The organism is Algoriella xinjiangensis, from assembly GCF_900115015.1.
Taxonomy (GTDB): domain Bacteria; phylum Bacteroidota; class Bacteroidia; order Flavobacteriales; family Weeksellaceae; genus Empedobacter; species Empedobacter xinjiangensis.
Genome location: NZ_FOUZ01000001.1, coordinates 187,046 through 202,666 on the forward strand (window position 1 = coordinate 187,046; position 15,621 = coordinate 202,666).

At 31.5% G+C, this 15,621-nt stretch carries 11 protein-coding genes; 10 read left to right on the top strand and 1 reads right to left on the bottom strand.

Features of this window, described 5'->3' with window-relative positions; translation table 11 throughout:
- Positions 1-150: 150 nt before the first annotated feature.
- The 8 genes from kduI to BM072_RS00860 are packed head-to-tail and all read left to right on the top strand — an operon-like array spanning position 151 to position 9,541.
- Positions 151-987, top strand: coding sequence for a 5-dehydro-4-deoxy-D-glucuronate isomerase (kduI, locus tag BM072_RS00825; protein ID WP_092905601.1), 837 nt, complete (start codon positions 151-153; stop codon positions 985-987).
- A gap of 5 nt (positions 988-992) precedes the next feature.
- Positions 993-1,778 carry a gluconate 5-dehydrogenase gene (locus BM072_RS00830; RefSeq protein WP_092905603.1) on the top strand — a complete coding sequence of 262 codons (786 nt, stop codon included), beginning with the start codon at positions 993-995 and terminating at the stop codon, positions 1,776-1,778.
- 12 nt (positions 1,779-1,790) lie between these two features.
- Positions 1,791-3,188, top strand: a complete 1,398-nt coding sequence (gene uxaC / locus BM072_RS00835) for a glucuronate isomerase (protein ID WP_092905605.1) — start codon at positions 1,791-1,793, stop codon at positions 3,186-3,188.
- An 8-nt stretch (positions 3,189-3,196) separates the two neighbouring features.
- Positions 3,197-4,204, top strand: coding sequence for a sugar kinase (locus tag BM072_RS00840; RefSeq protein ID WP_092905607.1), 1,008 nt, complete (start codon positions 3,197-3,199; stop codon positions 4,202-4,204).
- A 2-nt stretch (positions 4,205-4,206) separates the two neighbouring features.
- Positions 4,207-4,878 (top strand): bifunctional 4-hydroxy-2-oxoglutarate aldolase/2-dehydro-3-deoxy-phosphogluconate aldolase, encoded by a 672-nt coding sequence (locus BM072_RS00845; RefSeq protein ID WP_092905610.1) that lies wholly within the window; start codon positions 4,207-4,209, stop codon positions 4,876-4,878.
- Between the two features lie 31 nt (positions 4,879-4,909).
- Complete coding sequence (locus BM072_RS00850; protein WP_092905611.1) at positions 4,910-6,436, top strand: MFS transporter; 1,527 nt, start codon at positions 4,910-4,912, stop codon at positions 6,434-6,436.
- Positions 6,437-6,454: 18 nt separating this feature from the next.
- Positions 6,455-7,906 (top strand): tagaturonate reductase, encoded by a 1,452-nt coding sequence (locus tag BM072_RS00855; protein WP_092905612.1) that lies wholly within the window; start codon positions 6,455-6,457, stop codon positions 7,904-7,906.
- A gap of 18 nt (positions 7,907-7,924) precedes the next feature.
- Positions 7,925-9,541, top strand: coding sequence for a UxaA family hydrolase (locus tag BM072_RS00860; protein WP_092905868.1), 1,617 nt, complete (start codon positions 7,925-7,927; stop codon positions 9,539-9,541).
- A 2-nt stretch (positions 9,542-9,543) separates the two neighbouring features.
- Here BM072_RS00860 and BM072_RS00865 read toward each other — a convergent pair whose 3' ends face one another.
- Positions 9,544-10,566: a LacI family DNA-binding transcriptional regulator gene (locus BM072_RS00865; protein WP_092905613.1), complete on the bottom strand. Its 1,023-nt coding sequence runs from the start codon at positions 10,564-10,566 to the stop codon at positions 9,544-9,546.
- A 568-nt stretch (positions 10,567-11,134) separates the two neighbouring features.
- Between BM072_RS00865 and BM072_RS00870 the strand changes: the two genes are divergently transcribed.
- Together BM072_RS00870 and BM072_RS00875 are read left to right on the top strand one after the other, a co-directional pair.
- On the top strand, positions 11,135-14,356 hold the full coding sequence (locus BM072_RS00870) for a SusC/RagA family TonB-linked outer membrane protein (RefSeq protein ID WP_092905614.1): 3,222 nt from the start codon (positions 11,135-11,137) through the stop codon (positions 14,354-14,356).
- Between the two features lie 15 nt (positions 14,357-14,371).
- Positions 14,372-15,616: a RagB/SusD family nutrient uptake outer membrane protein gene (locus tag BM072_RS00875; protein WP_221405159.1), complete on the top strand. Its 1,245-nt coding sequence runs from the start codon at positions 14,372-14,374 to the stop codon at positions 15,614-15,616.
- Positions 15,617-15,621: the final 5 nt, after the last annotated feature.

Genomic DNA, 15,621 nt, shown 5'->3' on the forward strand with positions numbered 1-15,621 from the left:
ATTAATGTTTTAAAATTATTTTTTTTATGGTGTTTTATATACGTTATTAAAAATATATTTCTATTTTTACAACAATCGATTTGTAATAATTTCTTTTAATTTAAATGTAATCGATTACATTATTTTAATTATCTATAAATATTTGAAAAAATGACAAATTCTGAATTTCGTTATGCTCATCATCCAAATGATGTAAAAAAATATACAACAGAAGAACTAAGAGATCAATTCTTAATTACTGATCTATTTTTAGTTGACCAAATAAAATTAGTGTATACGATGTACGATCGTTTGATAATTGGTGGTATTTTACCTGTATCAAAGCCTCTAAAACTAGAACCTACAGATGATCTTAAGGCTAATTATTTTTTAGAAAGAAGAGAATTAGGAATAATAAATGTCGGCGGAGCAGGAAAAATAACTGTTGATGGAACTATTTATGAATTAAATAATAAAGAAGCTCTATATATAGGAAAAGGGAATAAAGAAATAATTTTTGATAAGGTAGGAACAGAACAACCGTATTTTTATATCAACTCTGCTCCTGCTCACTGCACTTATCCAACAATAAAAATCACGAAAAAAGAAGCTGAAATTGTAGAATTAGGAGAGTTAAAATATTCAAACAAAAGAACAATAAATAAGCTTCTCGTAAATAGTGTTTTAAAAACATGTCAGCTACAAATGGGCTTGACAGAATTACACGAAGGTAGTGTATGGAATACAATGCCAGCGCATACACATGAAAGAAGAATGGAAGCTTACTTCTATTTTAATTTAGCTGAAGAACAAACTGTAAGTCATTTTATGGGACAACCAGACGAAACTCGTCATATTTTTATGACAAATCACCAAGCAGTTTTGTCACCAGAATGGTCAATTCACTCGGGAGCTGGAACTTCTAATTATTCATTTATTTGGGGAATGGCAGGAGAAAACATGGATTACAGTGATATGGATGGCGTAAAAACCGAAAACTTAAAATAGTAATTATGACTAATTTATTCAATTTATCTGGAAAAACTGCTCTAATTACTGGTGGTACACATGGCTTAGGATTGGCTATGGCAGAAGGTTTAGCTTCTGCAGGTGCAGAATTAATTATTACAAGTACAACACCTTCTAAACTAGAAGAAGCATTAATTTATTTTCATTCAAAAAACTACAAAGCAACCGGTTATATTTTTGATGTGACGGATGAAAAAGAAGCTGCTAAACAAATTGAAATCATTGAAGAAAAACATCACAAAATTGATATTTTGGTAAACAATGCAGGAATTATTAAACGTGTTTTAGCTGTTGATATGCCTGTCGAAGATTTCAGAAAAGTGATTGATGTAGATTTAGTTGGTCCATTTATTATGGCTCAATTAGTTGTTAAAGGTATGATTGAGCGTAAAGCTGGAAAAATAATTAATATATGCTCGATGATGAGCGAATTAGGAAGGGAAAATGTTTCGGCATACGCTTCTGCAAAAGGCGGATTAAAAATGTTAACCAAAAGTTTAGCGACAGAATGGGCAAAACATAACATTCAAGTTAACGGAATTGGTCCTGGCTATTTTGCTACGGCTCAAACCGCTCCTATTCGTGTAGATGGAAATCCTTTTAATGAATTTATTATAAGTAGAACGCCAGAAGGTAGATGGGGAAATCCCGAAGATTTGGCTGGTACAGCTATTTTCTTAGCTTCGGAAGCGAGTAATTTTATCAATGGTCAAATCATTTATGTAGACGGTGGTATTTTGGCTACACTTGGTAAAGCGTCAAACGAATAAAACTAAAAATTTATGAAATCTTTTATTACAGATACATTTTTATTACAAAACAAATATGCGGAAGAACTGTATTTTAATTATGCAGAAAAACTTCCTATCATTGATTATCACAATCATTTACCTCCGAAAGATATCGCAGAAGATCGCGTTTTCGAAAATATTTCGAAAGTTTGGATTGCTGGCGATCATTACAAATGGAGAGCAATGCGTACGCTTGGTATAAACGAAAAGTATATTACTGGCGATGCTACAGATAAAGAAAAATTTGAGGCATGGGCAAAAACAGTTCCACATACGCTTAGAAATCCGTTGTATCATTGGACGCATTTAGAATTAAAAAGATATTTTGGAATAGATGAATTATTAAATGAAAATAATGCATCAGAAATCTACGAAAACACTTCGCATCAACTGCAACAAGCAGACAAATCGTGTAGAGGTTTATTGCAAATCGTAAATGCAGAAACTGTTTGTACAACCGAAGATCCTACAGATAATCTGGAATATCATAAAGCATTAAAATCGAGTAATTTTAATATAAAAGTAAGTACAGCATTTCGTCCAGATAAAGCAATTTTAATAGAAAACGATGAGTATAATTCGTATTTAGATAAATTAGGAGAAGTTGCTGGATTTGAAATTACGACGTATCAAAACTTAATTGACGCACTTTATAGCCGAATTGAGTATTTTAATGCAAACGATTGCAAACTATGTGACCATGGTTTAAATCACATTTCTTACGAAGAATATACAACTGCTGAAATTGAAGTTATTTTCGAAAAAAAGAGAAACGGTCTTACTTTATCTCATAAAGAAATTGAACAATTTAAAACGTCAATTTTATTGTTTTTAGGAGAAACTTATCATCAATTTGGATGGATTCAGCAATACCATCTAGGCGCTTTACGCAATAATAATGCACGTATGCATAGAATTTTAGGACCAGATACTGGTTGGGATTCTATCGGTGATTTTAAACAAGCTGCCAATCTTTCTAAATTCTTAAATCGTTTAGATGGGAATGATAAATTAACCAAAACAATTATCTATAATTTAAATCCAGCTGATAATGAAATTTTCGCAACAATGATTGGAAATTTCAATGATGGAAGTATCAAAGGTAAAGTACAAGTTGGTTCAAGTTGGTGGTTTTTAGATCAAAAAGATGGAATCTTAAAACAATTAAATGCCTTATCTAACATGGGGTTAATTAGCTGTTTTATAGGAATGCTGACTGATTCTAGAAGTTTCTTATCATTTCCAAGACACGAATATTTCAGACGTGTTTTATGTAATCTTTTTGGAGAAGAAATGGCTTCTGGAGAATTACCAAATGATATTGAATTAGTAGGAAATACAATATCAGATATTTGTTACAATAATGCAAAAAATTATTTTGATTTTTAATCTCTAAAATGAAACATAAAATAGTAACATTTGGAGAAGTGTTAATGAGATTATCTCCAGCCAATTACAGAACATTACAGCAAAGTAAAGAACTTGAGTTTTTTTTTGGTGGAACCGAATTAAATGTAGCGGCATCATTATCAACAATGGGTTGCGATGTAAAACATGTCTCAACAGTTTCTAATGATTTTGTTGGAGAATCAGCTATTTCGTACATCAAAAGCTTTGGAGTTGACACAAGTTTTATTCAAAAAAATGATTCGCCATTAGGCTTATATTTTCTTGAAGTTGGCTCTGCAATTCGATCAAGTAGAATTACATACAATCGATTGAATGGTTCGTTTGCTAATATTATTCCTTCAGAAATTAACTGGAATGAAATATTAGATAACTGCAACTATTTTCATTGGACCGGAATAACTCCAGGAATATCAGAAAATGCGTATGAAGCTTTAAAAACTGCTTTGATTGAGGCAAATAAAAAAGGAATTCAAATTACTGCTGATCCTGCTTATCGAAGTAATTTATGGAAATACGGAAAAAATGGACATGAAGTTTTAAAAGAATTGGTTTCATATTCTACCATTTTTATTGGAGGAGTTAATGAAATTAATGAAATTTTAGCAACCGATTTTTCTTCAGATAAAGCTGGTTTTATTGAAGCATCTAAAACCTTAATGCAACAAATTCCATCAATTAAAAAAGTATTCGATAAAGTAAGAATTGGTCATAGTGCTACAAATCAATCTACAAAAGGTAGAGCTTGGGTAAATGAAACTTACATCGAAACTAACGAATTAGCAATTGAAAATGTTGTGGACAGAATTGGTACGGGAGATGCTTATGCAGCAGGTTTAATTTATGGTTTAATCCATTACACAGATCAAGAAGCTTTAGATTTTGCAAATGCAGCTTGTGCTATAAAACATACCATTTTAGGCGATATAAATTTAGCAACGGCAAATGACATTTCAGAAATTGTAAACGGCAATTTGGGAGGAAGAATAAAAAGATAATCATGGCAAAATATACAAGAATAGAAGTTGCTTTAAAAGCAAAAGAAACAGGAATTGTTCCTGTATTTTATCACAACGACATACAAGTATGCAAACAAATTGTAAAAGCTTGCTATGATGGTGGAGTTCGAGTTTTTGAATTTACAAATCGTGGAGATTTTGCACACGAGGTTTTCGCAGAACTTAATAAATATGCGAGTAAAGAATTACCCGAATTAATTTTAGGAATTGGCTCTGTAATAGATGCTGCAACAGCTGCATTATACATACAACTTGGCGCAAATTTTATCGTAGCTCCTTCTCTTAATCCCGAAGTAGCAAAAGTTTGTAATCGCAGAAAAATTGCTTGGATGCCTGGCTGTGGTTCAGTTTCAGAAATTTCGTATGCAGAAGAACTTGGTGCAGAAATAGTTAAAATATTTCCTGCAACACAAGTCGGCGGACCAGATTTTATAAAAGCTGTAAATGGACCAATGCCTTGGACAAATATAATGCCTACTGGTGGTGTAAACACAACAGAAGAAAGTATTACTGAATGGATAAATGCAGGCGCTTACTGTGTAGGACTAGGCTCTCAGTTATTTATTAAAAATGAACAAAACCAATATGATTACGAGAAAATAAAAACGATGGTAAACTCTACAATCCAAATTATCAAAAAAATTAGATCCTAGCGCTCTAATCAAACTACAAAAAACACACTAAATGAAAAACGAAACTTCTATAAAACCAAGTAATTTTAGATGGACTATCTGTAGTCTGTTATTTGTTGCCACAACTATCAATTATTTAGATCGACAAGTTTTATCGTTAACTTGGAAAGATTATCTCGTTCCAGAATTTCATTGGAACAATAACGATTACGGAAATATTACTGCTCTATTTTCAATATTTTACGCAGTAAGTATGTTATTCGCCGGACGATTTATTGATAAAATGGGAACTAAAAAAGGTTTTCTTTACGCAATTGCAATCTGGTCTATTGGTGCTTGTTTACACGCTTTTTGCGGAATTGCAACATCTGGAATGATTACAGGAAATTGGTTCGTAAATTTTGCTGAAGCAAAAGAAATTCTAGAAAAAGTAAACAATGTTTCCTTAATTATAAGCACTAGTGTAACCTTATTTATTTTTGCACGATTAATTTTAGCCATTGGAGAAGCAGGTAATTTTCCTGGTGCAATAAAAGCTACAGCCGAATATTTTCCTAAAAAAGATCGCGCTTTTGCAACTAGTATTTTTAATGCAGGTGCAACTGTCGGAGCTTTAGCTGCTCCACTTACAATTCCATTTATTGCAAAATCTATGGGTTGGGAAATGGCATTTATTATAATTGGTGCATTAGGTTTTATTTGGATGGGATTTTGGGTTTTCATCTATCAAAAGCCAGAAGAACACGCAAAAGTAAATGAACAAGAATTAAAATATATACAACAAGATACCGAAGATTATCCTACTGATAGTACAGATAATGTAGAAAAAAAACTTTCTTTTTGGGATTGTTTCAAATACAAACAAACTTGGGCTTTTATATTCGGAAAATTTATGACAGACGGCGTTTGGTGGTTCTATTTATTCTGGACACCAGCCTATTTAAGCTCTGTTTACAAAATGGATAGTACAGAAAGTGCCTTACCTCTATTCGTATTGTATATGATTACTTTATTATCAATAATTGGCGGATGGTTACCAAAATATTTTGTCGATAAATTACAAATGAATCCTTACGCAGGAAGAATGCGATCAATGTTAATCTTTGCGTTTTTCCCTCTATTAGCCATTTTAGCACAACCATTAGGTGCAACATCTTCTTGGATTCCTGTAATTATTATAGGAATTGCTGGTGCAGCACATCAAGCTTGGTCAGCAAATATTTTTTCTACAGTTGGCGATATGTTCCCAAAAAGCGCAATTGCAACAGTAGTAGGAATTGGTGGAATGGCAGGTGGAATTGGTTCTTTCTTAATCAATAAATCATCAGGACTTTTGTTTGATTACTCGCACAAAGCATGGACTACAATTGACGGAATTCCTTTATTAGAAAAATATCCTGAATTTGAAACTGAAAGAATGCCAGAGGATTTCTTAACTAATTTAGAAAAATCGGGTGCAATAATAGTAGACGGAATCAACCAAGGATACATGATAATTTTTTCTGTCTGTGCTATTGCATATTTAACAGCATGGATAGTTATGAAACTTCTTGTTCCTAAATATAAAGTGATTAAATAATTCTAAATAAATTAGAAATTGAAAAATAAATTAAACCAAAATATAGTAAATAATCAAAAAGAACTTCCTATTAAAGTTATTCAATTTGGAGGTGGTAATTTTATGCGCGCTTTTACAGATTATGTAATCGATAAACTGAATAAAGATGCCAATTTTAATGCAGGAATCGCAAACATAAAAGTAACACCTTCTGGAAGTTCTTTTTATACTTTTGAAGAACAAGACAATCTTTATACTCTTTTTATTAGAGGATTAAAAAAAGGAGAAATTGTAGACGAAAAAACAATCATTTCATCTATTCAAAAGTCAATTAATCCTTATGAGGATTATCAAGATTTTCTTGCATTAGCACAAGAAAATGAATTGCAATTTTTATTCTCAAATACGACAGAATCAGGAATTGTATTTGACGAATTAGAAGATGATTTAGATAAAGGTCCTCATAAAAATTTCCCAGCAAAAGTAACCACATTTCTATATAAACGATTCCAATATTTTAATGGTGATAAAGACAAAGGACTTACTATTATACCATGTGAATTAATTGATAAAAATGCAGATACATTAAAAAAATACATTTTGCAATATGCTGAATTATGGAATTTAGAACCTAATTTCTCTAATTGGATTAATACTTCAAATAGCTTTCATAATACATTAGTAGACAGAATAGTACCTGGCTATCCAAAAGATGATAAACAGTATTATGAATCTCAATTAGATTACAATGATGAATTAATGGTGGTGTCTGAAGCTTTTCTATTATGGGCGATTGAGGGTGATGAAACTTTACTAGAAAAAATTCCGTTTAATCAAGCAAATGAGCAAATTCTAATTGTAAAAGATTTACAACCATATCGTACATCAAAAGTAAGAATTTTGAATGGAGTACATACTGCTATGGTTGCTTTTTCTATCATGTTAAATCAAGACACTGTAAAAAATGCAATCGATAACAATACAATTAATTCTTTTGTAAATAAACTTGTATACAATGAAATCATCCCAATATTAGATTTACCTGAAGATGAATTAAAAACTTATGCTGAAGATGTCTTTGATCGATTTAAAAATCCATTCTTAAAACATCATTTGTCTAGCATTGCTTTAAATTCTATCTCAAAATTTAAAGTTCGTGTTTTACCAAGTTTATTAGATTATGTAGATAAATTTGATAAATTACCTGCGAATATCACATTTTCCTTAGCATGTTTAATACGCTTTTATAAAGGAAATTGGCAAAATAAAAATTTACCAACAAATGATGATAAAGCAATTTTAGACGAATTTAAATCTATCTGGGAAAATAACGACTACAATATAATTGCAAAATTAGCACTAGAAAACACTTCTTTTTGGGATCAAGATCTTACTGAAGTAGCAAATTTACAAACCGAAATAGCTAAAATTTTGCAATTAATTGATACAACTAATTTAGCAGACGCTTACACAAAATACACTTCTAACTAACCTAAAAAAATGATTATCATGCAGAAAAAAGCGTTAAAAGTTAATCCGAAAGACAATGTAATTGTTGCGTTGGTGGATCTAATTGCGGGCGAAACAATTATTGTAGATCAGCATGAATACAAGATTGTTAAGAATACGCAAGCCAAACATAAATTTGTAACTGAAGATTTAAGCGAAGGCGATAAAATTTACATGTACGGAATTATAGTTGGTAAAGCTGTTACACAAATTGCCAAAGGAGAACTAATTACCACAGAAAATGTAAAGCATCAAAGTGCAAAAGTAGAGAAGAAAACAGCAACAACAGCTTGGTCTGCTCCTAACGTTGACAAATGGAAAAATAAAACATTTTCGGGTTATCATCGCGAAGATGGACAAGTTGGAACAGAAAATGTTTGGTTATTTTTTCCGCTTGTTTTTTGTGAAAATAGAAATATTGAAATCTTAAAAGATATTTTTGAGAAAGAATTATTAGTTGAGAAAACATCTAAACATCAATTATTATTAAGGTCATTAATCAATAATTCGACTGAAGATGAAGTTGATAATTTAAACGAAGAAAGCTCAAAAGTATTCAAAAATATCGAAGTAAAATTTATTACCCATCAAGGTGGATGTGGCGGAATTCGTCAAGATGCTGAAGCTTTGGGAAGATTATTAGCAGGTTATGTTAAAAATCCGAATGTAGCTGGTGCAACGGTATTAAGCTTGGGTTGTCAAAATTTACAAGTTCAAATTTTTAAAGATGCTTTAGCTAAAATCAGTCCTGATAATAAAAAACCAATTATTGTTTATGAGCAACAAAAATCTGGAACTGTTGACGAAATGTTGAATGGAATTATTAAAGATTCTTACGAAGCAATCAAAAAAGCCAATGAAATTAAACGTCAACCTGCACCATTATCTAAATTAGTTTTAGGATTAGAATGTGGTGGTTCTGACGGTTTTTCGGGCATTTCTGCAAATCCTGTACTTGGTCAATTATCAGATATTATGGCCGCAATTGGTGGTTCTACCCTATTATCAGAATTTCCAGAATTATGCGGTGTTGAACAAGAATTGGTTAATCGTTGCGTACATGAAAAAGATGCTGAGCGTTTTTTACAATTAATGAAAGATTTTGAAGCTTCTGTTGTTGCTGCCGGATCTGGTTTTGATATGAATCCTTCTCCTGGAAATATAAAAGATGGATTAATAACTGATGCCATGAAATCTGCTGGTGCAGCTAAAAAAGGAGGTTCTTCTCCTATTCAAGATGTGTTAGATTATACTGAATATATACAAAAACCAGGTTTAAACTTATTGTGTACTCCCGGAAATGACGTAGAATGTACAACAGCATTAGTTAGCTCTGGATCTAATATTGTTTTATTTACAACAGGCCTTGGAACACCTACCGGAAATCCAGTTGTACCAGTTATTAAAATAGCATCAAATACTGCTTTGGTCGAAAAAATGCCAGATATTATTGATTTTAACACAGGCGGAATAATTAGCGGTGATAAAACAATTAATGAAGTAGCAGATGAATTACTAGAACATATCATCAAAATTGCGAGTGGCGAAATCAAAACCAAAGCTCAAATTTTAAATCAAAACGATTTTATCCCTTGGAAAAGAGGAGTTTCTTTATAAAATTATTTTCTTTTTGAAGATTTTCTAATATAGATTTTGGGTTTTAAAACCACCTTCTTTTCAATCGTTATTCCAGAAAAATTTTCGTTCATATATTCTAAAAATACTTGAGCGGAAATTTTTCCCATTATATCTGGTGTCTGATCAATAGAACTTATAGGTAATTCCATATATTGCGTAAATGGTTCGTTACTAAAACCAATAATTGCAACATCATTCGGAATATTTATTTTTTGCTTTTTTAACTGTTGACATGCACCTAATGCAGCATAATCACTCGCAGAAAAAATTCCATCTGGTTGAATTGGCAAACTCCATAACGCATTAATTGCATCTACACCTCCTTGTATTGAGCTTTCAATCGGAATAATAAAATCTTTACGAACACGAAGATTATTTTCTCGCAAAGCATCAACATAACCTTTGTATCTATTTTGATAAATTTCAAGCCTCAAATCTCCTGATAAATGACAAATCTTTTTACAACCTTGTTTTATCAAGTGTTCTGTTGCCTCAAAACCTGCTTTATAATCATCAATTGTTACTGTACTTGTTCCTTTTATATCTTTTTTACGATCAAAGAAAATGATTGGAATATTAGATTCTTTTGCAGCTTCTATATGACTAATATCTTGTGTTGTTTTAGAAACAGACATAAAAATACCGTCAACTTGTGCGTTAAGAAGTGTATTTAATTGTTTTCTTTCTAAATCAACATCTTCGTGACTTTGACAAATAATAACATGATATCCATGCAAAGATAACTCCTCCTCGATTCCTCTAATTACCGACGAAAAAAAATTACTATTGATATAAGGAACAATGATACCTACATTATTTGTTTTACCGCTTTTTAATGCCTGAGCCAATGTATTTTGCTTGTAGTTTAATTCTTTCGCAGTCGCAAGAACCAATTCTTTTGTTTTAATACTAATCTTTGGATGATTATTTAATGCGCGCGAAACTGTTGCTGCACTTATATTAAGTTTCTCAGAAATATCATAAATTGTTGCACTCTTCTTCATAAGTAATTTATAGGTAATAAAAAATAAAAATCTACAAAAAGTAAGTAAATATAAGTCAATTTTGAGGAATTTTTAACGAAAGAATATAAAATACAACAATTTATATTAAGAATAAACAATCGATTACAATAAAACGTATCTTATTTTATTGTCGTTTTTACATCAATTAAACCGAGTTCTTACATTTTATTGACAAAAAATCCATTTATCAACACTCAAAAATGATTGATTTTTAATACAAAACAATCATTTATTTGATACTTTGAACTAAAATCATCAATCTAATTAAATAAATAATATACTATAAATCAATAGTTTAAATCAAGTTAATTGATTTTTTGTTAAATATTTTTTGATTTTTTTCTGAAGTTTTAAAAAATATTTATATTTTAGTGTCATCAGTACACTTGCAAAAACAATACTGCAATCGATTACACTGATTTAATATAAGATGTAATTATATTTGTATATACATTTTTAATCATCTAATTATTTTATAATGCAAACGATAACACTAAACTAATTATACACTAAAAACTAATATTTAAATAAAACCACACACATGAGGATGTCTAAAATAAAATTGTTAACACTACTACTTCTTCCTATTGCAAGTTTTGCTCAAGAGGAAATAGTAGTAACTGGTACAGTAAAATCATCTACTGATGGTTTACCGATTGCTGGTGCTGATGTATATGTTGACGGAACTTCCTACGAAACTTTCACTGATGAAAACGGATTCTATGAAATTAGAATTCCTAACAACTCTACAATAACAATAAGTTTCAATGGGTTTCAAGTACAAGAAATTCCTGTTAAAGAAACCTCTACCCTCAATTTTTCTTTAAAAGAATTAGTAACAGATCATCAAAATTTAAATGAAGTTGTTGTTATTGGATATACATCTGTTTCTCGCGATCAAGTAACAGGAGCAGTATCAAGCATAAATTCTGATCAAATTAAAGATATGGCTGTTAATTCTGCAGCTGAAGCTATACAAGGTCGATTGGCTGGTGTGCAAGTTGGTGTTTCCGAAGGTTCTCCTGGTGCAGATATTAGTATCAAAGTACGTGGTGGTACATCGATTACACAAGACAATAGTCCATTATATATTGTAGATGGTATACAAGTAGAAAATGCATTGTCTATATTATCTCCGCAAGAAATTGCATCTATTGATGTTCTTAAAGATGCTGCATCTACCGCAATATATGGGGCCAGAGGTGCAAATGGTGTAATTTTAATTACAACTAAAAGTGGGTTTAATATGCCTACACAAATCACTTATTCTAATTATACTGGTTTCAGAGAAATACAGAATAAATTAGATGTAATGACGCCATACGAATTTGTTTTAAACCAATATGAGTTATATGCTTTAGGTGACGAACAATCTTTAAATTCATTTACAACAAGATATGGTCAATACAAAGATTTGGACATCTATAAAAGTATGGAAGCCAAAGATTGGCAAAAAGAAGTTTTTGGAAGAAAAGCCTTTTCACAAAGTCATAATGTATCGTTAGTTGGTGGAAATAAATCTACTGATTTTAGTCTTAATCTTAGTTTTTTAGATGAAGATGGAATCATGATTAACTCTGGTTTTAGAAGACATTTAGCTAACTTAAAAATTAATCATAAAGTTAGTGACAAGGTAAAAGTTGGGGTTAATTTCAGATATAATCAAGACAAAGTTACAGGTGCAGGTACATCAAACACTGGTTCTCAAAGTAATAATAAATTAAGAAACTCTATTCGTTATCAACCTTTTGCTGGAGCGGGAAGCGAATCTTTTGTTGATTTTTTCGATCCTGATTATTTTGCTCAAACCAACTTAACAAGTCCAGTATTATTGGCTAATAATGAGGCGCGTGAAGATGTAAAACAAAACTTGTTTATGAATGGTTATTTTCAATGGCAAATTGTCAAAGGATTAACATTCAAATCTGTTTTAGGTTATGTACAAAGCGATAGACAAGACAATAATTTTTATGGCAATATAACAAATGTTGCGCGTTCTAATGCTAATTTACCGGTTGTTGACTTACGTGGTTCTCAGAGTAAACGCATCTCGAGCACAAATACTTTACAATATCAACCATCATTAGGTTCTCAGCATAATTTGAATGTTATGATTGGACAAGAAATTGTAAAAACTGACGGAAAAACAGATCGTATTTATGTAAAATGGTTACCTCGAAATATTACTGCAGAACAAGCTTTTGCAAATATACAAAGTGCTGTTCCTCCAGCTGGTATGATTCAGGATCCAGTGACAACTGCAATTTCTGTAGATCGTTTAGCTTCTTTCTTTGGACAAGCAAATTATGCCTACAAGAAAAAATACATGTTAACTTTAACAATGCGTGCAGATGGTTCTAGTGTATTTTCACCAGAAAATCGTTGGGGATATTTTCCATCAGTTTCTGCTGCTTGGAATATGAGTCGCGAAAATTTCTTAAAAGATTCTTCTTGGATTAATGAGTTAAAACTTAGATTAAGTTACGGTACATCTGGAAACAATCGTATCGAACCATTTTTATACTCAACATTCTTCAACAGCTCTGGTAACTGGGGATATTCATTTGACAATGCTGTAGTTCCTGGTTTAGCACCAAACGAAAGATTAGCAAATGGAAATACAAAATGGGAAAAAACAATTTCTAAAAATATCGGACTTGATTATAGCTTTTTTGGAAAACGAGTTTATGGTAGTATAGATGCTTATATCACAAATACAAAAGACTTATTGCTTTTAGCAAAGATTCCTCAAACCGGTGGTTACGAATATCAATACCAAAATTCTGGTGAAACAGAAAACAAGGGAATTGAATTTAGTATAGGTGCTGATATCGTTAAAACTGATAATTTTAAATGGTCTGCAAACTTCAATATTTCTCATAACCAAAATATCATCAAATCTTTAGGTAAAGATGTTACAGGAGCTGGATTAGAATATTATTTACAATCTTCTGGATGGGTAAATAGTATTCAAGATTTTAAAGTAGAAGTTGGTAAACCAATCGGACAATTTTATGGTTATGTAACAGATGGTTGGTATAAAGTAGAAGATTTTAATTTTGATCCTACAACCAATCGATATACTTTAAAATCAGGAGTTCCAAATGGTTCTGCTGCTGCACTGGGTTCTAAAGGCCCAAAACCTGGAGATTTAAAATTAAAAGATTTAAATGGAGATGGTGTAATCGATGACAAAGATAAAACTGTCTTAGGGAATTCGCAACCAGATTTTTATGGAGGATTTAATCAACAATTTCAATACAAAAATTTAGATTTAAGTTTATTCTTTACATTTTCGGTTGGTAATAAAGTGTACAATGCAAACCGCATGGAGTTTACAACGCATTATCAGTATAAAGACAACAATATGTTGAAAGAAGTTGCTGGTGCTTGGCGAAATTTTGATAACAATGGTAATCGTGTAAATGATCCTGAACAATTAGCTGCGCTAAATGCCAATGCAACATTTTGGTCGCCTTCTACAGGAAACTATATTTTACATTCTTATGCAATAGAAAATGGATCGTACTTAAAACTAAGCAACGTTACATTCGGTTACTCATTACCAGAAAAAATGTTAGCTAAAACCAAATTCATTAGCAAATTTAGAGTGTATGCAACAGTTAATAATTTATTTACGATAACAGGTTATTCAGGATACGATCCCGAAGCAAATACAAGACGTACAAGTCCTTTAACTCCTGGAGTAGATTATGCTGCATATCCAAGAAGTAGATTCTTTTTAACTGGAATTAATGTTACATTTTAATCAAACACTTACAAAATGAAAACAAAATCATATATAAAAATACTAGGCGTAAGTTTACTTTTACTTACAACATATTCTTGCGACGAATATTTAGACGTTAACAGCCCATCTAATATTTCTGAAGTTGAAGTATACAATGATGTCGATTACACTTATTCTGCATTAATTGGTATTTACAATCAACTTGCAGGTGATAACGGTTATGGAAACCGAATTTCATCTATTTTCGGAATGGCTGCAGATGATTTTAAAACATCTGGCGATTACAGTTGTAACGATAGACGTGGAATTAGTATGTACGAATCTTGTGCTACAAATCCCGAATTAGACAAACCATTTCGTCAATTATATACAGGAATAGAACGTGCAAATTTATTAATTTTCAATATTCCTAATTCAACAGTTTATAAAACTGGGAGTGATAGTGATAAAGCATTAATGGATCGTTATTACGGCGAAGCATTAACATTAAGAGCGCAATATTATTACGAATTAATTCGAAACTTTGGCGATGTTCCTTTTCAAGACAAACCATCTTCTCAATACGAACATATTTTTTTACCAAAAACAGATCGTGACGAAGTATACGAAGTATTGCTTAGCGATTTAGAAAAAGCAGCTAAAGTAATTCCTTGGCGTGCAGAATCTGGCGACCCAACAACTCGTATTACAAAAGGATTTGTAAAAGGTTTACGAGCGCGTATTGCATTGGCAAGAGCAGGATATTCTTTAAGAAGAAATCCAGTTGAAATGAAAAAAGGAACAAACGATAAACTTTATTATCAAATTGCGAGAGACGAAACATTCGACATCATACAAAATAGAGGAAGTCATAACTTAAATCCAAATTACGAAGATGTTTTTCGCGCAATGCACGAAGGAAGAATGGACAACACAAACGAAATGATTTTTCAGGTTGGCGCATTCGGAGGTAATGCAAGAACAGATAGTAAATTAGGTTATTACAACGGTTTACGTCACAACAATGCTTCAAAATGGAATGGTGGTGGCGGTGTTAGTGCTCTTCCTACATATTTTTATGAATTTGATAAATATGATCAACGCCGTGATGTAACAATCAATGTTTTTGAAATTAATGCAGATGATTTAACACAAGTTGTTCGCATTGATGCATTAACAGATGGTAAATTTCGTAAATCATGGACAAAAGTTACAGGACCTTCTCAAAACTTAGGTATAAACTGGCCTATTCTTAGATTTGCTGATGTATTATTAATGTTTGCTGAAGCAGAAAACTAAGTTAA

Bases quoted from the DNA above. Each gene is read 5' to 3' on its own strand.
- BM072_RS00865 (WP_092905613.1), bottom strand. From the start codon at position 10,566: ATGAAGAAGAGTGCAACAATTTATGATATTTCTGAGAAACTTAATATA.
- kduI (WP_092905601.1), top strand. From the start codon at position 151: ATGACAAATTCTGAATTTCGTTATGCTCATCATCCAAATGATGTAAAA.
- BM072_RS00845 (WP_092905610.1), top strand. From the start codon at position 4,207: ATGGCAAAATATACAAGAATAGAAGTTGCTTTAAAAGCAAAAGAAACA.
- uxaC (WP_092905605.1), top strand. From the start codon at position 1,791: ATGAAATCTTTTATTACAGATACATTTTTATTACAAAACAAATATGCG.
- BM072_RS00870 (WP_092905614.1), top strand. From the start codon at position 11,135: ATGTCTAAAATAAAATTGTTAACACTACTACTTCTTCCTATTGCAAGT.
- BM072_RS00840 (WP_092905607.1), top strand. From the start codon at position 3,197: ATGAAACATAAAATAGTAACATTTGGAGAAGTGTTAATGAGATTATCT.
- BM072_RS00875 (WP_221405159.1), top strand. From the start codon at position 14,372: ATGAAAACAAAATCATATATAAAAATACTAGGCGTAAGTTTACTTTTA.
- BM072_RS00830 (WP_092905603.1), top strand. From the start codon at position 993: ATGACTAATTTATTCAATTTATCTGGAAAAACTGCTCTAATTACTGGT.
- BM072_RS00860 (WP_092905868.1), top strand. From the start codon at position 7,925: ATGCAGAAAAAAGCGTTAAAAGTTAATCCGAAAGACAATGTAATTGTT.
- BM072_RS00850 (WP_092905611.1), top strand. From the start codon at position 4,910: ATGAAAAACGAAACTTCTATAAAACCAAGTAATTTTAGATGGACTATC.